Origin of the sequence: Streptomyces prunicolor, assembly GCF_045162825.1 — a bacterium.
In the GTDB taxonomy this organism is placed as follows: domain Bacteria; phylum Actinomycetota; class Actinomycetes; order Streptomycetales; family Streptomycetaceae; genus Streptomyces; species Streptomyces prunicolor.
Genome location: NZ_CP108676.1, coordinates 8,440,066 through 8,461,055 on the forward strand (window position 1 = coordinate 8,440,066; position 20,990 = coordinate 8,461,055).

Annotated in this window: 11 protein-coding genes; 4 read left to right on the forward strand and 7 right to left on the reverse strand. The window is 71.3% G+C overall.

The window, feature by feature from the left end:
- Positions 1 to 2: 2 nt before the first annotated feature.
- From OG588_RS38445 to OG588_RS38455, 3 genes are read right to left on the reverse strand one after another with little or no spacing between them, the layout of a single operon-like run.
- Positions 3 to 305, reverse strand: coding sequence for an acyl carrier protein (locus OG588_RS38445; protein WP_317884646.1), 303 nt, complete (start codon positions 303 to 305; stop codon positions 3 to 5).
- Complete coding sequence (locus OG588_RS38450) at positions 302 to 4,870, reverse strand: beta-ketoacyl synthase N-terminal-like domain-containing protein (RefSeq protein WP_405951240.1); 4,569 nt, start codon at positions 4,868 to 4,870, stop codon at positions 302 to 304. The genes OG588_RS38445 and OG588_RS38450 overlap by 4 nt, the downstream gene beginning before the upstream one ends.
- Positions 4,871 to 4,872: 2 nt before the next feature.
- Positions 4,873 to 11,754: an SDR family oxidoreductase gene (locus OG588_RS38455; RefSeq protein ID WP_405951241.1), complete on the reverse strand. Its 6,882-nt coding sequence runs from the start codon at positions 11,752 to 11,754 to the stop codon at positions 4,873 to 4,875.
- A 369-nt stretch (positions 11,755 to 12,123) separates the two neighbouring features.
- On the opposite strand from OG588_RS38455, the gene OG588_RS38460 reads away from it, so the two are divergent.
- Entirely contained in the window at positions 12,124 to 12,729 is a 606-nt protein-coding gene (locus OG588_RS38460; RefSeq protein ID WP_405951242.1) for a GPP34 family phosphoprotein, read from the forward strand.
- 275 nt (positions 12,730 to 13,004) lie between these two features.
- Here the strand turns inward: OG588_RS38460 and OG588_RS38465 are convergent, their stop codons facing one another.
- Both OG588_RS38465 and OG588_RS38470 read right to left on the reverse strand, forming a co-directional pair.
- Positions 13,005 to 14,447, reverse strand: coding sequence for a sensor histidine kinase (locus OG588_RS38465; protein ID WP_405951243.1), 1,443 nt, complete (start codon positions 14,445 to 14,447; stop codon positions 13,005 to 13,007).
- Positions 14,444 to 15,133 (reverse strand): response regulator transcription factor, encoded by a 690-nt coding sequence (locus OG588_RS38470; protein ID WP_405951244.1) that lies wholly within the window; start codon positions 15,131 to 15,133, stop codon positions 14,444 to 14,446. The genes OG588_RS38465 and OG588_RS38470 overlap by 4 nt, the downstream gene beginning before the upstream one ends.
- Positions 15,134 to 15,283: 150 nt before the next feature.
- Between OG588_RS38470 and OG588_RS38475 the strand changes: the two genes are divergently transcribed.
- Genes OG588_RS38475 through OG588_RS38485 form a run of 3 tightly spaced genes read left to right on the forward strand, consistent with a single transcriptional unit; the run spans position 15,284 to position 17,811 of the window.
- The gene (locus OG588_RS38475; RefSeq protein ID WP_405951245.1) at positions 15,284 to 16,621 is read left to right on the forward strand and encodes a ferric reductase-like transmembrane domain-containing protein; all 1,338 of its coding nucleotides are present in this window, start codon (positions 15,284 to 15,286) and stop codon (positions 16,619 to 16,621) included.
- A gap of 10 nt (positions 16,622 to 16,631) precedes the next feature.
- Positions 16,632 to 17,075, forward strand: coding sequence for an FMN-binding protein (locus OG588_RS38480; protein ID WP_405951246.1), 444 nt, complete (start codon positions 16,632 to 16,634; stop codon positions 17,073 to 17,075).
- A 1-nt stretch (position 17,076) separates the two neighbouring features.
- The gene (locus OG588_RS38485; RefSeq protein WP_405951247.1) at positions 17,077 to 17,811 is read left to right on the forward strand and encodes an FAD:protein FMN transferase; all 735 of its coding nucleotides are present in this window, start codon (positions 17,077 to 17,079) and stop codon (positions 17,809 to 17,811) included.
- 101 nt (positions 17,812 to 17,912) lie between these two features.
- Here the strand turns inward: OG588_RS38485 and OG588_RS38490 are convergent, their stop codons facing one another.
- Positions 17,913 to 20,123: an ArnT family glycosyltransferase gene (locus OG588_RS38490; RefSeq protein ID WP_405951248.1), complete on the reverse strand. Its 2,211-nt coding sequence runs from the start codon at positions 20,121 to 20,123 to the stop codon at positions 17,913 to 17,915.
- Complete coding sequence (locus tag OG588_RS38495; protein WP_405951249.1) at positions 20,120 to 20,962, reverse strand: dolichyl-phosphate beta-glucosyltransferase; 843 nt, start codon at positions 20,960 to 20,962, stop codon at positions 20,120 to 20,122. The genes OG588_RS38490 and OG588_RS38495 overlap by 4 nt, the downstream gene beginning before the upstream one ends.
- Positions 20,963 to 20,990: the final 28 nt, after the last annotated feature.

A 20,990-nucleotide genomic window follows, 5' to 3' on the forward strand; every position in this document is an offset into this window, starting at 1 on the left:
GCTCAGCCCGCCTCGGCTGCCTTGAGGCTCTGCACGACATACTCCACGAGCCGGCCGACGGTGAGTTCGATGATCTCGTCGAACTCCATCCCGGCCAGGAACTCGGCGAAGTTGACCTTCGTGCCGTAGTGCTCCTGGAGCAGCCCGGCCAGGGTCACCAGGTCGATGCTCTCCAGCTCCAGATCGCGGTTGAAGGTCGTCGTCATGGTGATCTCGGCGTCGTCGACGCCGTACTCGTCCTCCAGCAGCGCGGTCAACATGCCGGTGAGGTCGGCGAGGACGGTGTCCTCGGTGGTGGGGGTCATCGGTCGTACTCCTCTTCGTGCGCGGGTCCCGTCGTCCAGGCCACGACGTAGGTCCTGTCCGGCAGACTGGGGGGATTGCCGGCCGGCTCGTAGTGCACGGTGTAGGCGCGTTCCAGGCGCCCGGACACCAACAGCCGTGATCCGGAGACCACTTGGAAGACGGCGAAGTCACGCGGCCGTCCCCGGAAGCCGGTGCCCTCCGCCTTCGCGACCGCCTCCTTCGCCGCCCAGAAACGGGCGAACCACAGCGCCTCGGACTCACCGGTGGCGGCCAACTGGGCTCGCAGGAGCGCCAGTTCCTCCTCGCCGAGAGCGGTGGTGAGGGTGCTGGCGGGGCGCTCCACGACCTCCTCGATGTCGATCCCGGGGCCGGGACCGGGAACATGCGGCCGTACGATCGCGACCGCCGCCTCGGCCCGATGGGCCAGCGAGACATCCAGCGGCGGCAGGGTCCGGCCGTGCAGTCCGGTGACGTACGGGCGGCCCGACTCGTCGTTGTGGACCCGGATCTCCGCCGGAAAGACCGGCCCCTCGCCATGGCCCCACAGCCACTGCCGTACCGCGTCCTTCACCGCGATCCGGCCCAACAGCCACTGCCGGCGACCGCGCGGCGGATGCTCGGCGTACTGCGAACGCTCCACGCTGCTCAGGGAGTTGCGCATGATCAGGTCGCGCGAGGCGAGATCGGGCCAGCGCTCGTTCAGCAGGGTCCGGCCGCCGGGGCGGGCCTCGGACAGAGTGTTGCGCTCGGGGAAACGCTCAACTGGCTTGGTCTGCGGGTCGTTGTCGAAGCGCCGGTCCTGCCAGCCGGTCAGCTCCGCCCACACCTCGCCGTCGACCGTGAGCTGTACGTCGGCTTCGAGCGCGGTGTCGGTCAGCGAGGTGATCCGCACCAGGCACTCCACCTCCGTGCCGGGGCGCGGATGGGGACCGTAGAAACGCATCTCGCGCATACCGACGGGGAAGACCACGGTCCGTTCGGTGCGGGTCGCCATGATCCAGTAGCCGAGGATCTGACCGACGTTGTCGAGCAGGGCGCCCGGCGCGGGGGGTGTGGTGATCGTGCCGCGTACGTGGCGGTCGCCGATCGCGGTGAGTTCGGTGACTCCCTGGAACGCCGGGCCGTGGAACATCCAGCGCTCGTCGTAGAGATGGGCCGCGGTGTGGTCGGGGACGCGTTCGCTGGTCGGGTCCGGGCGGGGGTGCGATGGGGGTGATACGGCGTGGGCGGGGGCGAGTTCGACCACTCCGCGTGCGTGCGGGCCGAAGGAGACGGCGAGTCGGTCGGGGGTGTCCGCCACCACCCGTACCGGTACGTCGATCGACGGTGTCGCCGTCAGCCAGCGGTCGAACCGCGCGTCGTGCACGGCGACCGCGCGCATGCCCGGGGCGGTCCGTTCCGCCGCCTCGATGATGTGCTGGACGATCGTGGTCGCGGGGACGACCGGCCAACGGTCGGCCACATCCGGCCAGTTGGGACGTTGCGGGAAGAAGCAGTGGTCCATGAGGTAGGGCATGGACTCGGGGGAGACGTGGACTGTGGTCTGCCATTCCCTTGGGGGAGTGGGGAGTTGGGGTGGGGGGACGGGAGCGGACACCCGGGGCGCCGGGGCGGGTGCGGTGGCGACCGGTGCGGTACGACGGCTGCCCGCGCTGATGAGTTGGGCAGCCGTGTCGGCGGTCTCGCGCATGAGGGCGTGCAGTTCGGCGGCGGCCGGGAAGCGGTCGGTGAGGGCGTCCAGGGGGGAGAGGGCGGCGAGGGTTGGTGCGGTCGCGGCGGCCGGTGTGCGTAGTTCCGCCCGCAGCTTCACCAAGGTCGGCGAGTCCAGGGACACGAGCGCGCCGTCCATGTCGAGCCGTACCGGAGGCCGTTCCCGTCGTGGAGCCGGTTTCTGCGGGGCCAGTGCTATCGGGTCCACCGCCGCGCCCGCCGACCACAACGCCACGGCCACGCGCCGGAGTTGGGCCAGGCCGGAGCGGTGGGGCGAGTTGGCGGCCACGACCAGGTGATCGCGTCCGCTCAGGGTCGCGTCGACGAGGGAGCCGAGTTGGCCGGTGCCGACCTGGACGAACGCACGATGGCCGGCGGTGTACATGGCCTCGACGAGCTGGCGGAAGCGGACGGGTTCCAGGAGGTGGCGGATGAAGAGTTCGCGTACCGCCTTCTCGTCCGAGGGGTACGGCGAGGCGGTCGTTCCCGACCACAGGGGGACCGTCGGTGGGTGGAGGCGGAAGCGGTTCGTGGCTTCCTCGATCGGGGCGAGGTAGGGCTTCAACATCGGTGTGTGGAAGCCGGATTGGAACGGGAGGACCTGGCTGAGGACACCTTGCGCGCGGAAGGACCGCACGAACTCGTCCACGGCCTTGTCCGGACCGCACACCATCGACTGGCCCGGCGCGTTGTCGTGCGAGAGGACGATTCCGGCGTCCGGCCACTCGTCGGCGAGCGCCGACAGCACGCGCTCGGCCGGGGCTCCGATCGCCCCGAAGGCGAGGCCGGGGACCGTCACCGAGTCGGGGTCGAACGCCTCCATGAAGTCGCTGACCTCGTCCGGCGAGTACACCCCGGCGGCCGTCATCGCGGTCCACTCGCCGACACTGTGCCCGGCGACCGCGTCCGGGACGACACCGATCTTGCGCAGCGCTGCGTCCAACAGCCGTCCGACGCCGACCACATCGAAGCCGTGGCGGCCGACGTCGCCTACTTGTGCGGGGGTTGAGGAGCGGTTCTCGCGCAGCCCGAAGTACGTGGCCACGTCGTCGACCCGGGGCGTGAAGTCGCCCTCCAGGCCCGGGAAGACGAACGCGAGCTTTCCCGCACCGGGACCGATGAGCGGGCTCGGCGTGAACCACACATCGCTACGGCCCTGCCAGGCCCGCCCCTTGGCGACCGCCCGGCGGGCCAGCGCGAGCCGTTTGGCGTCGGGGGCGACGATGCCGAGGCGCGAACGGCCCGAGGTGACAGGGGTGTTGTCTGCGGCCAGGAGAGCGGAATCGTCCGCGTCCAGCAGCGCGGCGAGGGCCTCGGGGCTGTCGGCGGCGAGGATCAGCACGCGTTCCGGTTCGGCCACGGACGCGGTGCGGGCGAGGGCATTCGTGTGTTCCGGTTCGCCTGCGACCACCGCCGCTGAACGGGCCGCGCGCGCACCCGGTGCCTCCTCCAAGACCACATGCGCGTTGATGCCGCCGAAGCCGAACGCGTTGACCGCCGCCCGGCGCACCGGCTGTTCGGGAGTCGTCTCCCAGGGGGCCGCCTGCTCCAACGGGCGGAACCGGGTGGCCGCGAGTGCCGGATGCGGGTCGTCGCAGTGCAGGGTCGGCAGCAGCATGCCGTGATGGACGGCGAGGGCGGCCTTGACCAGCCCGGCGACTCCGGCGGCCGGCATCGTGTGGCCGATCATCGACTTCACCGAGCCGATGACTGCTTGGCCTTGGGAGGTGCCGGTGTCCCCGAACACCTCGGCCAGCGTGGCGAGTTCGGCTGTGTCACCGGCGGGCGTCGCCGTGCCGTGCGCCTCAAGGAGGCCGATGGAATCGGGCAGCGCGGGGTCCAGTCCCGCCGCCTGCCAGGCCTGGCGTACGGCGTGGGTCTGGCCGGTCGAGTCGGGGTTGACGAGACTCGCGGCGCGGCCGTCGCTGGACACACCGGTGCCGCGGATGACGGCGTATATCCGGTCGCCGTCGCGTTCGGCGTCGGCGAGGCGCTTGAGGACCACGACTCCCGTGCCCTCGCCGATCAGGATGCCGTCGGCGTCACGGTGGAAGGGGCGGATGCGCTGGCTCGGAGAGAGCGCGCGGAGTTGGGAGAACACGCTCCACAACGTGATGTCGTGGCAGTGGTGGACGCCCCCGGCGAGCATCAAGTCACAGCGCCCGGCGGCCAGTTCGGTCACCGCCTGGTCGACGGCGATCAGCGAGGAGGCGCAGGCCGCGTCCACCGTGTACGCCGGGCCGCGCAGGTCGAGGCGGTTGGCGACGCGGGACGCCGCGAGGTTGGGGACCAGGCCGATGACCGACTCTGGGCTGTCGGGGCCGAGCCGGTCGGTGAACGCGGTGCGGATGCGGTCGAGTTGGCCGGGGTCCAGGTCGGGCAGCAACTCGCCCAGGGTGCGGACGAGTTGGCCCGCCGTACGGACCCGCTGGTCGAGCCGGACCAGGCCGGGGGTGAGATAGCCGCCCCGGCCGAGGACGACACCGACGCGCCGCCGGTCGGGCAGCCGGGACTCGCCGCCCGCGTCGGCGAGGGCGGCGGCGGCCACGTGGAGGGCGATGAGCTGGTCGGGTTCGGTGCCGGGCACCGAGTTCGGCATGATGCCGAACCGGGTGACCTCGACCTCGGCCAGCTCGTCCACGAAACCACCGCGCCGGCAGTACACCTGGTCGGCCACGGCCGGACCGCTCGCGGAGTCCGGCCGGTAGTAGTCCGCGTCCCAACGCCCGTCCGGCACCTCGCTGATGGCGTCCGTGCCGCCCAGCAGATTCCGCCAGTACGCGTCGAGGTCGGCGGCGCCGGGGAGCAGCACCGACATGCCCACGATGGCGACCGGCACTTGACGGTCCGTCATGGCTACCAGCCCGAAGCGGTGTAGACGACGGCCCCTGCCGACTCGTCGCCCCAGGCGAGCTCGCGCAGCAGGGCCGCGGTGCCCTCCTCGGGGTCGATCAGCGAGATACCGCGCCGGGCGTACTCGCGTCCCAACTCCGGGGTGACCATGCCGTGATGGCCACCGGTGGGCGCCCACGGACCCCAGTGCACGGTCAGCGCACGGTGCCCGGTACGGGCGGACCAGGCGGTGCCGAGGCTCTGCAGCGCGTCGTTGGCGGCGGCGTAGTCGACCTGGCCCCGGTTGCCGAGTACTGCCGAGATGGAGCCGAACAGGACGGCGAAAGAAGGGCCGTTGGGCAGTTCCTCAAGGGCTGACAGCAAGGTCTCGGCGCCGTGTGTCTTTGTGCCGTAGACCCGCTGGAAGGACTCGGTGGTCTTCTCGGCGATCAGCCGGTCCTCGATGACGCCGGCCGCGTAGACGACACCGTCGAGGCGGCCGTGTTCGGCGTGGATCTCCTTGACCGCCTGGAGCGCGGCGTCCGGTTCGCGGAAGTCGACGGAGTGGTAGCGGGCCTGGCTGCCGAGGGCCGCGAGTTCGTCCAGGGTCGCGGTGATCTCCCGCTGGGCGAGCAGGAGTTCGGCGGTGCGGTTGATCTCGGCGGGGGTGAGTCCACCGCCCTTGGCGGCGAGGGCGGCGCGGAGTTCGGCCGGGGTGCGGGCGCCCGCGGTCGCCGGGTCCTCGGGGCCCGCGGGTGCGGCCGTCCTGCCCAGCAGTTCGATACGGCACCGGGAGGCCGCGGCGAGCGCGACGGCGAACTTCGCGGTGATACCCCGCGCGCCGCCCACCAGCAGCACCACCGAATCGCGGTCGAGCCCGATGGCGGAGGCTTCGGCGACTCCGTCACCGGCCGGTCCGGCACCGTTGGTCGCGAGTGCGCCGAGCGGTGTTTCCGTCAGCTCAAGTCCGTGTCGTCCGGCGGCAGTTCGCAGGACGACCGGTTCGGCGTCGGGTGCCAGGAGTTCGGCGATCAGCGCGTCGGCGACGGCGGTCGGTGCGGTGTCCGCCAGCTCGACGACCCGGGCGACGGTGTCCGGGTACTCACGGGCCACCGTACGGAACAGCCCGTGCAGCCCCGCCGATCCGCCGTCCGCGCCCTGTGCCGCGAGGAGTTGGCGCGGGCCGCGTCCCAGGGCGGCCTGGAACACGGGGAACGCGTCGGGCAGCACCGGGGCCGACGCGGTGAGCGGCGTGAGATACAGGACGGCGTCCACCTGGCCGTCCGCGTCGGTGAGTTGGTGCTCCGGGGCGACGGTCACCGTGTCGGCGCCGTAGGAGGAGAGGCGCGCCGCGACCGTCTCCGTGGCGCCGCTGTCACCGTCGCCGTAGAGGACGAAGCGTCGGCCGCTCAGTAGGGATGCCGGGTCCGTCGGGTTGTCGCCGTCCTGGTGCGCGAGCAGTACCGGCCGCAGTTGGAGCCGCTTCGGGGCGGTGCCGGTGACCTCGTCCTGCGGGGCGCTGTCGACCGGGGGTGTGTCGGCTGCCGTTTCCGCGGCGGGCCCGGTCAGCCGTGCCGACAGCCAGCCCGTGACGGAGGCCGCCGTACGGGCTTTCGCCAGGTCTTCCAACTCGGCGTCGTCGAGCGAGGCGACGTCCATCCCGCCGCCGATGCCGAGGCGTTGGGCAAGTTCGCCGGCGATCTCGGCACGCTTGATGGAGTCGATGCTGAGGTCCGCCTCCAGGTCGAGGTCGGGCTCGATCATGTCGACGGGATAGCCGGTGCGCTCGCTGATGATCTCCAGGACTACCCGGAGCACGTCGGCCTCGGTGACGGCTTCGGGGGCTGACTCCGGTTGTGCGGTGGGCTGTTGAGTGGCCGGCGTTTCGACAGCGGCCGGTAGCGCGGGTATCTGCGGCAGCGCCTCGATCACGGCGGGCGCCGGTGCGGGCACCCATGTCCCCTGGGGCACCGTCCCCTGCACCGCGCCGAAGTACGTCATCAGCACGTCCCGTTGCGCGGCCACCATCTCCCGGCTGGTGCGCAGGAATTCGGAGATGAGCGCGTCCCTGTTCGCCTCGACGGGGACACCGTCCTGAGGGTTCGTCGTCACAGTCGTCTCCACAACGCGTCGGGCCGGTGCGAGGGCACCGGGCAGGAGTGCTCCGGCGGCGGTACGGACCAGCTGTCCGTCGACCGTCCAGCCGGGTCGCGAGGGCACGGGGGTCCGGGCCGCGTCGACGGCGTCGCGCCCGTTGAACAGCCAGCCGGTGCGCACCGGCAGCCCCGCGACGGCCAGTTGGGCCAGCGCGTCGAGCCAGCCGCGCAGTCCGCTGTCCTGCCGGGGTTCGCACGCGACCGTGCGGTGCGGGCGGTCGCCGAGGATCTGGTCGACCAGCCGGGTCAGCACGGAACCGGGACCGGCCTCCACGAAGATCCGCGCCCCCGCTTCGTACATCGCCTCGATCTGCGCGACGAAGCCGACCGGGGAGCCTATCTGCGCGGCGAGTTCGGCCCGCACCGCGTCGGCATCCTCGCCGTAGGGGGCCGCCGTGCGGTTGGACCACACCGGGAACTCCGGTGTGAGCACCGGCCGTTGGGCGAGGGCCTCCGCGAACCGTGCACCCGCCCCCGCCACCAACGGACTGTGGAAAGCGCAGGCGACGGGGATGCGCTTGGCGCCGAGACCGGCGTCGCGCAGCAGTCGTACGGCTGTGGCGACGGCCTCCGTGGGGCCCGAAATCACCGTCTGACGGGGCGAGTTGTGGTTGGCGACGACCACCGTGTCCGGTGCGCCCGCTGTCTTCAGGGCCTGTGCGACCTCCTCGGCACCGGCCGCCACCGCGGCCATGGTTCCCGGGTCGTCCGCGCCGGTGGCTTCGAGGATCGCCGCCGCGCGTTCGGCGCTCAGCTCCAGCAGCGCCTCCGGTGCGATCGCGCCCGCCGCGCACAGGGCGACCAGCTCGCCGTAGCTGTGCCCGGCCGCCATGTCGGGCCGTACGCCCGCCTCGGTGAGCAATGCGTGCGCGGCCAACCCGGCGATGCCCAGGGCGGGTTGCGCGACCCGGGTATCGGTGAGACCGGCCTGCTGGCGGTCGCGGGCGGTGTCGTCGAAGGCGGTGGGCGGGTAGAGGGCGTCGGCGTGGGCGCGGCCGAGGTGCAGGTAGTGCTGTAGTTCGGGGAAGGCGATGAAGACGTCGGCGAGCATGCCGGGGCGCTGACTGCCTTGGCCGGGGAAGAGGAACGCGACCTTGGCGGAGTCCGCGCTCGCGTCCGCGAGGTGAATTCCGGCGACCGGATCATGCTCCCCGGCGAGCGCCCGCCGCAGTTGTCCGACCAGCTCCTCCACATCCCGCGCCACGACGGCCACCTGCACCGGCTCCTGCCGGGCGTCCGAGCGTCGCGACGCGCTCAGCGCGAGGTCGCGCAGTTTCCAGGAACCCGTCTCCGCGAGCTTCAGGGTCTCCTCGATGCCCCGCCGCGCCGCCGCCCGGTCCACTCCCCGGAAGGTGAACAGCTCGGCGGGCCACGCGTCCAGACCGTGCGCGGGCGGAACCGCGTCGCCGTAAGCCTGGATCACCGTATGGAAGTTGGTGCCGCCGAAGCCGAACGCGCTGAGGCCCGCGACGCGTTCCTCGGCCGGAGCCGCCCACGGGCGGGGCCGGGCGTGGAAGACGAACGGGCTGCTGTCCTGCTGCCAGGCCGAGTTGGGCTGCTTCATGTGCAGGGTGGGCGGCTTGACGCCGGTATAGAGGGACAGCACGGTCTTGATGAGACCGGCGAGTCCCGCCGCGCACTTCGTGTGGCCGATCTGCGACTTGACCGAGCCGAGCGCACAACTGCCCGTCTCCGCACCGGACTCGGTGAACACCTCGCTGAGGATGGAGAGTTCGGTGCGGTCACCGACAACCGTCCCGGTGCCGTGCGCCTCGACCAGGCCGACCTCGGCGGGGGAGACGCCCGCGTTGCGGTACGCCCGCTCCAGCGCGGCCCGTTGGCCCTCCGGCCGGGGCGCGGTCAGGCCCAGGGAGCGGCCGTCGCTGGAACTCCCGACTCCCTTGATCACGCCGTAGATCCGGTCGCCGTCCCGCTCCGCGTCCGCGAGCCGCTTGAGGACCACGCAGGCGACGCCCTCGCCGAGCGCGATGCCGTCGGCCGAGCTGTCGAAGGCGCGGGAGCGTCCGGTGGGGGACAGAGCGTGCACGGAGGAGAAGAGGACGTAGTCGTTGATGCCGTTGTGGAGGTCGGCGCCTCCGCACAGGACCACATCGCTGGTGCCGCCCACGAGTTCCTTGCAGGCGACGTCCACGGCGGCCAGCGAGGAGGCGCAGGCCGCGTCGACCGTGAAGTTGGCGCCGCCGAGGTCGAGCCGGTTGGCGATGCGCCCCGAGATGACGTTGGAGAGCATGCCGGGGAAGGAGTCCTCGGTGAGCGTGGGGAGTTGCTCCTCGATGCCCTGCGGGATCTTGCCGTAGTAGGAGGGCAGTACGGCACGCAGCGTGGTCGCGTTGGACAGGTCGCTGCCCGCCTCCGCGCCGAACACCACGGAGGTGCGCGCCCGGTCGAACTCCCGTCCCCGGTCGCCGTATCCGGCGTCCTCCAGCGAACGCCGGGCCGCTTCGAGGGCCAGCAGTTGGACCGGCTCGATGCTGCCGAGGGAGGTCGGCGGGATGCCGTAGCGCAGCGGGTCGAAGGGGATGCGCGGCAGGAAGCCGCCCCACTTCGACGGGGTGGCACCGCCCTTGTCGGCCGAGTAGTGGACGGCGGGGTCCCAGCGGTCCTGCGGGACCTCGTCGACGGAGTCGCGCCCGCCGAGGATGTTCGCCCAGAAGGTGGGGAGGTCGGGCGCCTGCGGGAACATGCACGCCATGCCGATGACAGCGATGTCCAGGGGGGCCGGTGCCTCCGGCTCGACGGTCTCCTCAACTCCCAGCCGGGCGCGGGCAGTTCGCGTGCTCTCGGCCAGGAAGTCGGCGGCCGCCTCGGTCACCGAGCGGTGCAGGGCGTCGATCGTGGTGGTCGTCGAACGCAGCACGGCGACCTCGCCGGCCATGAACATCCCCTCGGCGAGCTGGCGTTCCTCGTCCACGGAGGTAAGCACACCGGCCGCATCCCGCTCCACGCCCTTGCTGGCGATGCGGAGCCGGCCGACGTTGAGCCGTTCCAGCCTCTCCCAGATCTGCCGGTCGGGCACGCCCTGTTCGCGCAACTGGGCTTCGAACTCAAGGTAGTTGTCGCTGAACGGGCTCGGCACACAGCGGGTGGCGTGACCGGGTGCGGTCTCCAGCAACGCGGTCCGAGTAGCGCCGAGCACCTGCTCCTGGAACAGCGGCTGGACCGCTCCACGCGTCACCGCCTCCTCCGTGAACAGGTAGGCGGTGCCCATCAGTACGCCGACGGCGGCGCCGCGTGCGGTGAGCGGTGCTGCGAGTGCGGCCACCATCGCCGCCGAGCGTTCGTCGTGGACGCCGCCCGCGAAGAACACCTCGATGTGTTCCGCCGTACCCGCTGCCGCTGTCTCCAAGAAGTCGTCCAGGACGGCGAGTTGGGCCTCCCACAGCGGGAAGCTGCCGCGCGGTCCGACATGGCCGCCGCACTCGGAGCCCTCGAACACGAACCTGCGCACCCCCGCGTCCAGGAACTGCCGCAGCAGCCCCGGCGACGGCACATGCAGGAACGTGGAGATCCCGGCCCGCTCCAGCGCCTCGGCCTGCGAGGGGCGTCCGCCCGCGATGATCGCGTGCGTGGGCCCCAACTCCCGTACGGCTTCCAGCTGGGCGTTGCGCATCTCCTCGGGCGCGAAGCCGAGCACCCCGACACCCCAGGGGCGGTCGCCGACGGCGGCGCGGGTCTCGGCCAGCACCGTGCGCGACTGTTCGCCGCTCGACAGGGCGAGTGCGACGAACGGCAGGGCGCCGCCCTCGGCGACGGCCGCGGCGAACTCCGCCTGGTCGCTGACACGGGTCATCGGGCCCTGAGCGATGGGGAGTTGGGTGCCGAGCGTCCGGCTCATCGGGGAGCCGGCGCGCAGTGCGTCGGCCGGGCCCTCGTCCCGTACCGACTCCCGTACGGCGGCGGTCAGTTCGCGTACCGTGCGGCCCGCGTCGCCCCAGCGTTCCGCGAAGCGCGCGGCGAGGAAGCCGTCCTGGCCGACCGGCAGCAGCTGGGTGCGCGGGTCGCGGGCGCCGAGCAGTTCGGAGACGCGGTCGGCGGGCACCTGCGGGGCGTCCGGGCCGCGTCGTAGCAGCACTCGGTGACCGGCCACCAGCGTGGTCTCGGAACCGTCCATCGAGCGGAGTGCCGCAGCCGCGGTCTCCGGGAGGCCCGACTCGGCGAGCAGGGCCAGTTGGCTGTCCAGGACGACCCCGGCGGCGCCACCGGCGACGGCTGCCGCCGCGGTACGGGGGCCGATGCCGCCGCAGGCCCAGACCGGGAGGTCCACACCGGGCTCGGCGAGCAGTCGCTGGAGTAACACGAAGGTGCTCAACTCGCCCACCCGGCCGCCGCTTTCGGCACCGCGGGCGATCAGTCCGTGCGCACCGGCGCGGACCGCGGCCAGGGCCTGGTCCGGGTCGGTGACCTCGACCAGCACGCGGTGCTCCGCGGCGACCTCGCCGATCTGCCAGGCGGCGTCCGGGGCGAGGACGACGGTGTGCGGGGTGGCTCCACCGCCTGCCGTGAGGTCAGCGGGACCGATCCGGCAGTGGGGTCCGACCCGTACCCCGAAAGGGCCAGGGGACCAGCGTCGGATTCGCGCCAGGGCCTCTCTGGCTCTTCGGTCGCCCATTCCCAGGTCCAGTACCCCCAGCCCGCCGGCACGGCTCACGGCCGCCGCGAGTCGGGCATCCGGTTCATGGAACGGAGTGATTCCAATGATCATTTCGGCGGCGCGCGCGACAGGCGTCATGATTCTCCGAATAAACGGTGAAACTGCACGGTGGGGGGTTTCGGCCGGGGGCGCCGAATGTAATCGCAGAGGCGCGAGATGGCTGATGGAAAGCTAGCCCCCCGGTTACTCGTCGGTCAACAACGCCAAGGCAAGCAACTGGTTGACAGAAGTGATCCGGCCAGCCGGAAACCGGTCCCCAAACAACCGAAAACCCTGCCAATTTCCTTCAGAGGGCACACCACTCGGACCGCAGTGGCGCAAGCGGTCCAAAAGCCCCCGCTATTCATCCGAGGCTCACAGTCCCGAAACACCACTGACGGCGGGACGGAATTATGTAAACGTTGGGTGTCGATGCCTCCTCGCATAAGCCGCGCTAGGTTGGCATCCATGAGCACACCGCGTGACCTGATGATCGTCGCCATGGATGTCGCACCCGACCGCCCGGTCGAGACGGGTGATCTTTCGCTCGCGCTCGCCGGTGCGGAGGTGATCGACCTCATCGCCGCCGAAGCCGTGACGCTGGACGGCGACCTGATCGTGCCGAACCCTCAACTCCCCTTGGAGGACGGCCTGTTGGACCAGGCCGCGACCTCGCTCGTGCGGGAGACGCCGTACGAGTCGGTCGAGGACTGGCTGTGGCGGCGGGGGCACAGCCTCTCCTCCGCCTATCTCGCCGCGCTGGAGGCGGAGGGGCTGGTCGCCCGGCAGCGCGGGCGCTGGATCCCAGTCCGCACCGGCAAGACGGCCCTGGTCGACTCCCCGGCGCGCAGCCGCGCGGCGGACCGCTGGGCCCAGGGTGAACCCGTCCTCGCCCAGCTCGCCGCCGCCGCCGGGATCCGCGAGGTGTCGGACGAGGACTCGGCCAAGGTCACCGACGAGTCGCTGGACACGGTCATCGCCGTCGTCCATGACGCGGTGACGGAGCTGGAGGCGGTACGGCAGCGGAAGAGTGTCGAGGACGCGGCGTACGACAACGTGTGGCGCGGGATGTGACGGCGACTTCTCGGCTTCGAGGTGCGGCAACTGGCGATGAGACAGAGCCAGTTGAGTGTCCTGAGTGTCAGGTGACGCCACGTCAGTAATGGTGGCACAAGCCCAGCGCCGAGCCTAGAGCGAGGGACGGCGCCCGCTACCCGCGTTCACCGGGACGAAGCCGTCCCGGACCGGACCGTCATCGGGACGAAGCCCGCCCCGGACGCGATCGTCACCGAGACGAAGCCGCCCTCGACGGGATCGTCACCGGGACGGAGCCGCCCCCGACGGGATCGTCACCGGGACGAAGCCGCCCCCAGCGGGATCGTGACCGTGAAGACCGTCGCGCCGGGCTCGGACGTCAGCTCCACGGTGCCGCCGTGCGCCTTCGCCAGCGACCGTGCCACCGCGAGGCCCAGCCCGCTGCCGCCCCGGTCCCGGGTGCGGGCCTTGTCGACCCGGTAGAAGCGGTCGAAGACCCGGGCCCGGTCGTCCTCCGGGATACCGGGGCCCGCGTCGGCGATCTCCACCGACGCCGTGCCGGCCGCGACCGACAGCGTCACCGACACCTCCGTCCCGGGCGGGGTGTGCACGGCCGCGTTGGTCAGCAGGTTGTCCAGCACCTGCCGGATGCGGACCGGGTCCACGCGCAGCCGTACCGGACCCTCCCCGACCTCGACCGTCAGCGGGCGGTCCGGGTGCCCCGCGCGGAAGGCGTCCGCCGCCTGGTGGACCAGCTCCACCAGGTCCGCGTCCTCCGGCCGCAGCGGAGTCTCCACGTCCGCCGCGTCGAGGCGGGCCAGCAGGAGGAGGTCGTCGAGGAGGATGCCCATGCGGGCGGCCTCGGCGCGCAGCCGGGCCAGGTGCTTGTCGCGCTCCTCGGGGACGTTCGCCGCCGCGTACTGGAACAGGTCCGCGTAGCCGCGCACCGACATCAGCGGCGTCCGCAGCTCGTGCGAGGCGTCCGCGACGAACCGGCGCAGCCGCTGCTCGGCCTCCGCGCGCACCGCGAGGGAGTCGTCGATGTGCTCCAGCATCGTGTTGAACGCGGTGCGCAGCTCCTCCACCTCGGGCCCGCCGTCGCCCCGCTCGGCGCGCAGCGGCAGCCGGGCCGCCGACTCGGTGAGGTCGTGCGAGGCGATGCCGTGGGCCGTCGTCGCCATGTCGCTGAGCGGCCGCAGCCCGCGCCGCAGCAGGTTGCGCCCTATGACCACCAGCACCAGCAGCGCCAGCGCGAACGCCACCACCTGTACCGTGACCAGCTGCCGTACCGTGCCCTGCACGTCCGCCAGCGGGGCGGCGCTCACCAGGACCACGCCGGGGTCGACCTGGCAGGCCCGCAGCCGGTAGGTGCCCTCGCCGTCGATCGTCACCGTGCGGGAGATCTCCGTGGTGGAGTGCGCCATCGTCTTGGCGAGGGCGGTGAGCGCGCTGGTGTCGTCCGGTACATCGGATGGCTCGCGCAGTTTCGCGGTCGTGCCCTTGACGTCGTAGACCGCCGTGTACCAGCCGTAGTACGGCTTGTCCTGGACGATGCCGTGCACCTGGGCGTCCTTGGACTGGACGACCTGGACGAGCTTCATCTGGTCGCTGACCTGGCGTTCCAGATAGTCCCGCATGTACATCGTCAGGGCCGTGCCGACGACCGCGAACACGATCAGGGACAGCACGCCGACGCCCAGTGCGAGGCGGGTGCCCAGACGGACCCGGCGCCAGTTGTGGCGCAGTCGTCGGATCATTCGGCGGCCTGCCGGATCACATAGCCGAAGCCGCGCACGGTGTGGATCAGCGGATCGTGCCCCTCGTCGAGCTTGCGGCGCAGGCGGCTGACCACCAGTTCCACCACATTGGAGCGGCCACCGAAGCCGTACTCCCACACATGGTCGAGGATCTGCGCCTTGGTGAGCACGGTCGGCGACTTGCGCATCAGGTAGCGCAGCACCTCGTACTCGGTCGGGGTGAGCGTGACGAGCTGCTCGCCGCGGCGCACCTCGCGGGTGTCCTCGTCCATCGTGAGGTCCGCGACCCGCAGCACCGAGCGCGGGAACCCGGGCCCGGCGCTGCGCCGCAGCACGGTCCGCAGCCGGGCCATCAGCTCCTCCACCGCGAACGGCTTGACCAGGTAGTCGTCACCGCCCCGGGTCAGCCCCGCGACCCGGTCGGCGACCGCGTCCCGCGCGGTGAGGAACACCACCGGCACCATCGTCCCGGAGCGCCGCAGCCGGTCCAGCACACCGAAACCGTCCAGGCCGGGCAGCATCAGGTCGAGCACCACGATGTCCGGTGCGAACTCGGCGGCCACGGTCAGCGCCTCCTCACCGGAGTACGCGCACGCGGCCTCCCAGCCCTCGTACCGGGCGACCGTCGCGACAAGGTCGGCGATCGGCGGGTCGTCGTCCACGACGAGGAGTCGTACTTTGTCCACCCGCTCATACTGCGCCACCCACCGATCGACGCCAGACCCGCGGCACCGCCACACCCACATCGATAACCACTTGAAAGTTCTTCGACAGGAAAACGACAGCCCTCCGAGGTCAAGCTCGTCTCCCAGGACCCGATCAAGGAGCTGCCGTCCGTGACGACCGTCCAATCACCCCCTGCGCCCCCCACGGCGATACGCCCCAGGGTGGTGGCCCGCACGGGCCTGTACGCCGTGCTGGCCGCGAACGTCGCCGTGGTGACCGTCTTCTTCGCCCAGGCCGGATTCGCGTCGAACACGCTGATCGTCATCGGCCGCCTCCTCGGCCTCTACGGCGCGCTCGTCATGGCCTTCCAGCTGCTGCTGGTGGCCCGCCTGCCCTGGCTCGACCGCCGCATCGGCATGGACCGGATGACCTCCTGGCACCGCTGGACGGGCTTCGCCCTGCTCTGGACGCTGCTCGGGCACCTCGTGTTCATCGCCTTCGGCTACGCGGAGGGCACCGACACCGGGCCCGTCGGCGAGGTCGTCGACCTCGCCGAGACCACCGAGGGCATCCTGCGCGCGCTCGTCGCCTTCGCCCTGATCCTCGTCATCGGCGCGACCTCCGCCCGCTACGCGCGACGCCGACTCGCCTACGAGACCTGGCACTTCATCCACCTCTACACCTACGTCGCGGTGGTCCTCGCCTTCACCCACCAGGTCGCGGTCGGTACGACGTTCACCGCGTCGCCCGCCGCCACGACGTACTGGTACGCGGTGTGGGGCGTGGCCCTCGGCTCGGTCGCACTGGGCCGCGTGATCCTCCCCCTCTGGCGCAACCTCCGCCACCAACTCCGCATCGAGGCGGTCGTCCCCGAGTCCGACAACGTCGTCTCGATCTACATCACGGGCCGCGACCTCCACCAACTCCCGGCCCAGGCAGGCCAGTTCTTCCTCTGGCGCTTCCTGACGAAGGACCGCTGGTGGCAGGCCAACCCCTTCTCCCTCTCGGCCGCCCCCGACGGCACGCGCCTCCGCCTCACCGCCAAGACCGCCGGTGACGGCACGGCGGCCCTGCGCCACCTCAAGGTCGGCACCCGCGTCTTCGCCGAGGGCCCCTACGGCGCCTTCACCACCCTGCACCGCAGGAAGGCGGAGTCCGTGCTCATCGCGGGCGGCGTCGGCGTCACCCCGATCCGCGCCCTGCTGGAGGACCTGGAGGGCCACGCGGTCGTCATCTACCGCGTCTCCGCCGAACGTGACGCCGTCCTCTACGGCGAACTGGCCGAGCTGGCCCGGGCCAAGGGCGCCGAACTGCACCTGCTCACCGGCCCGCCCGTCCCCGACAAGCTCGCCCCGCGCGAACTGGCCCGCCTCGTACCGGACATCGCCGACCGCGACGTCTTCCTCTGCGGACCGCCGCCGATGATGAACGCGGTGTTGCGCAGCCTCGGCGACATCGGCGTGCCCAAGCAGCAGATCCACTTCGAACGCTTCAGCCTGGCGGGATGAGAGAACTATCGTGAAGCGAGTCATACCTGTCCTGGTGCTGTCCGTCGCGGGGTTGATCCCCGTGTGGCGCTACGAGCCGTCCATCGGGACGACGACGAGCACGACGACCACCACGGAGGCGGTCTCGACACCGACGCCGACTCCTACGGCCACTTCGTCGTCCGGGTCCTCGTCGACGCCGTCCACGTCCTCGAAGAAGGTCGTCCAGGGCACTGCGATCAACACCGACAAGGGCACCGTGCAGGTCCAGGTGACCTTCGAGGGCGACAAGATCAGCGCCGTCAGCATGCTCCAGCAGCCGAACCATCCGCAGACCACCGCGGCCGTCCCGGTGCTGATCGAGGAGACCCTCAAGGCGCAGAGTTCGAAGATCGACACGGTGTCCGGCGCCACGATCACCAGCGACGCCTACGTCCAGTCGCTCCAGGCCGCCATCGACGCCAAGGGCGCGTGAAATGCGGCGAGTTGAGCATGTGATGGGCTTCCCGGTGTCGTTGCGCGTCGACGACGAGGGCATCGGCGACGAGGTGGCGGACGCGTTGTTCGCCTGGCTGCGCGAGGTCGACGCCCGCTTCAGCCCGTTCCGCCCGGACAGCGAGGTCTGCCGCCACGGCCGCGGGGAGCTGCAACTCCCCGATCTCAGCGCGGACTTGACCGAGGTGCTCGACCTCTGTGAGCAGTACCGGGTCGCGACCGGCGGCGCCTTCGACGTCCGGCTGCCCGGCCGGCCCCTCGACCCCTGCGCGGTGGTCAAGGGCTGGTCGGTGCAGCGGGCGGCGGAACTCCTCGCCGCCGCCGGCGCCCGGCGCTTCATCCTCAACGCCGGTGGCGACGTGGTCGTGGCCGGCGGTCCGTGGCGGGTGGGCGTACGGCACCCCGAGCACGCCGACCAGTTGTGCGCGGTCCTGGAGTTGACCGACGGGGCGGTGGCGACCTCGGCGCGCTACGAGCGCGGCGACCACATCGTCGACGGCCGCACCGGCACTCCGGCGACCGGCCTGCTCAGCATCTCCGTCGTGGCCGCCTCGCTCACGGAGGCGGACGCCACGGCCACCGCGGCCTTCGCGATGGGCCCGGAGGGCGTCGACTGGGCCGCCGCCCGGCCCGGCTGCGAGGTGTTCGCGGTCGACGCGGAGCGCCGGGTCCGCCGTACGCCGGGATTTCCGGTGGCGACTGCGGTGGCTGCTTAGAGTTACGGCTGTTTCACCCACGACATGCGGAAGGGCCGCCGGGTTACCGGCGGCCCTTCCTGTCGGGGAATGTGGCTGGGGGAGTGGTGCGGGGGAGTGGATCAGCTGACGTCGGAGGCGTCCAGGCGGTACAGGCCGCTGCTTGTCGACGAGGTCGAGGTCGTCGAGGAACTGGAGCTGTACGCCGAGGACTTGACCGCCGTGCCGTGGGCCTTGACCCAGGTGGCGATCGCGGAGTTGGTGCCCTGGCCGCCGTCGCTGCTGACGATGATGTAGTGCAACTTGCCGGACTTCACCAGGGACTTGAGCTTGGCGAGGGTCATCGCGTTGTCGCTGCCGGACCAGCCGCCCATGGAGATGACGGGCTGACCGGACTCCAGGATGATCGAGGACGCCGTCTGGTCGGTGGACACCGCCAGCAGCCAAGTCGCGCCGTCCTGGTGCTTCTTGAGGTACGTGATCATCTCGGACGAGACCTGGGAGCCGCCGCCCATACCGCCACCGGCCGACTGCGTACCGGACTCGGATGTGGACTCGGAGGTGGATCCGGACTCGGTGCCTGCCTCGGTCGTACCGGTCTTGCCGGTCGAGGAACCGCTGCCCGAGGGAGCCGTACCGGACGGCGGTGTGCCCATCTTGCCGGAGCTTGAGCCCGAACCGCTGGGCTTCGTACCGGACTTGGTGCCGCTCGGCGCGCCGCCCATACCGCCACCGCCGCCACCGCCCATGCCGCCACCCGTGCTGGGACCGGCCGTCGGGTTGGTGCCGTTGGTCGAGGAGGTGGCCGCCGAGACCGAGTAGGCCGCGGGACCGGCGAGCAGGGCGACGACGGCGGCCAGCGCCGCGAAGCCCATCAGGCGGTGGCGCTTGGTGAACCGGCCGACCAGCAGGCCGAGTACGGAGGCGATGCCCGCCACGGCGACGACGATCTCCGCGACCGTGTACACCGTGCCGGAGCCGGAGACCCGCTGGAGCAGGACGACCGCCCAGACGGAGCTGGCCGCGATCGCCGCCGGCAGCACCCAGGCCCTCCCCCAGTCTCGGCTTCGCTCGACCGGGGGGACCCCCACGGCCGCCGAGCCCTCACGGAAGGCGCGGTACAGCAGCACCCCGCCCGCACCGGCCAGGGCCGCGATACCGGGCGCCATGGCGGTGACGTAGTACGGGTGGAAGGTGCCCTCGGCGAGCGAGAAGGTCAGGAAGTGGACGACGAACCAGCCGCCCCAGAGCATCAGCGCGGCCCGCTTGGCGTCCGTGCGGGGAGCGCGGCCACGCAGTACCAGGCCGCCGACGAGCGCGATCGCGGCGAAGGGGATCAGCCAGGAGATCTGGCCGCCCATGATCTCGTTGAACATCCGGTACAGGCCCGAACTGCCGCCGAACGAAGCCCCGTTGCCCTGCGAGCCGACCGAGGAGCTGGCGCCGAAGATGCGGCCGAAGCCGTTGTAGCCGATGACCAGGTCCCAGACCGTGTTGTCGGTCGAGCCGCCGATGTAGGGGCGGGAGGACGCGGGGATCAGGTCGACGATCACCATCCACCAGGCGCTGGAGACGATCAGCGCGACGGTGGCGACGGCGAGGTTGCGGATGCGCTTGCCGAGGGAGACGTTCGTCGCCCAGAGGTAGACGAGGAAGAACACGGGCAGGACGACGTACGCCTGCATCATCTTGGTGTTGAACGCGAAGCCGATCGCGACCGCGGACCAGACCAGCGGCATCAACCTGCCGTTGCGGACGGCCTTCATGAGGGCCGCCGCGCCGATCATCATCAGCAGGACGAGGATCGGGTCCGGGTTGGTGTCGCGGGTGATGGCGACGGTGATCGGGGTGAGGGTGAGGACGATCGCCGAGATGGTGCCCGCGACGGCGCCGAAGTCACGCTTGACCTGGCGGTACAGGATGGCGACCGAGCCGGTGCCGGCCGCGACCATCGGGAGCATCAACTGCCAGGTGCCGTAACCGAATACGCGGGCGGAGAGGCCCATCACCCACAGGGCGAACGGTGGTTTGTCGACGGTGATGAAGCTGCCGGAGTCGAGCGCGCCGAAGAAGAACGCCTTCCAGCTCTTGGTGCCGCTGTAGACGGCCGCGTCGTAGAAGGTGTTGCCGGTGATCGAGGTCAGGTTCCAGGCGTAGAGCGCCGTGGCGAGGAGCAGGATGCCCCACAGGGTCGGGCGGGCCCAGCGTGGGTCGTCCTCCGGGCCCGTGAAGAGCCTTCTGGCACGGGCCGCGACACCGCCGTCGGCGGGCGGGCCGGCCCGGTGCGAGCGCCGGGCGTCTTCCTGACTGGGGGGCGGGGCGAGGGTCGTCATGACGCGTACTCCAGGTGTTCCGCGGAAGAGGCGGGCGCCCCGACGGGCAGGACAGGGGTGGTGGTGCGGGTGCGGCGGGGTACGGCGGCGATGCGGGCGCGGCCGGTGACGGTCTGCTTGAACATCCGGCGCATGCCCTTGAGGTCGTCGAGGGCGGTGCGGACGATGTCGACACGGCTGTCGGGGTCGTCGATCCAGTCGACCGGGACCTCGTGGATACGGAGCTTGTTGCGCTGGGCGAGGACGAGCAGTTCGGTGTCGAAGAACCAGGCGGTGTCCTCGATGTGCGGGGCGAGCGCCCGGAACACCTCGGTGCGGACGGCCTTGAAGCCGCACTGCGCGTCCGAGAAGCGGGCCGCGAGGCCTGCCTTGAGGAGGAGGTTGTAGGAGCGGGAGATGAACTCCCGCTTGGCACCGCGCTGGACCGCCGACTGCCGGTGCAGCCGGCTGCCGATGGCCACGTCGCTGTGGCCGGACAGGAGCGGGGCGACCAGCGGCAGGAAGCCTTCGAGGCCGGTGGACAGGTCGACGTCCATGTACGCGACGACGTCCGCCTCGGACCGGCTCCACACCTGCTTCAGCGCGCGGCCCCGGCCCTTGGCGTCGAGGTGCACGGCGTGCACGTGCGGCAGCCGCTGGGTGAGGTCGAGCGCCTCCTGCCAGGTGGCGTCGGTGCTCGCGTTGTCCGCCACGGTGATCGTGAACGGGAACGGGAAGGACGTTTCGAGGTATGCGTGGAGACGGCCGACACTGCCGGCGAGGACGTGCGCCTCGTTGTACACCGGCACCACGATCTCGACCGACCGCTGCCGGACGCCTCCCGCGTTCTGTTCGTTCATGACGGTGACTTTCCGGTCCCCGTCTGTG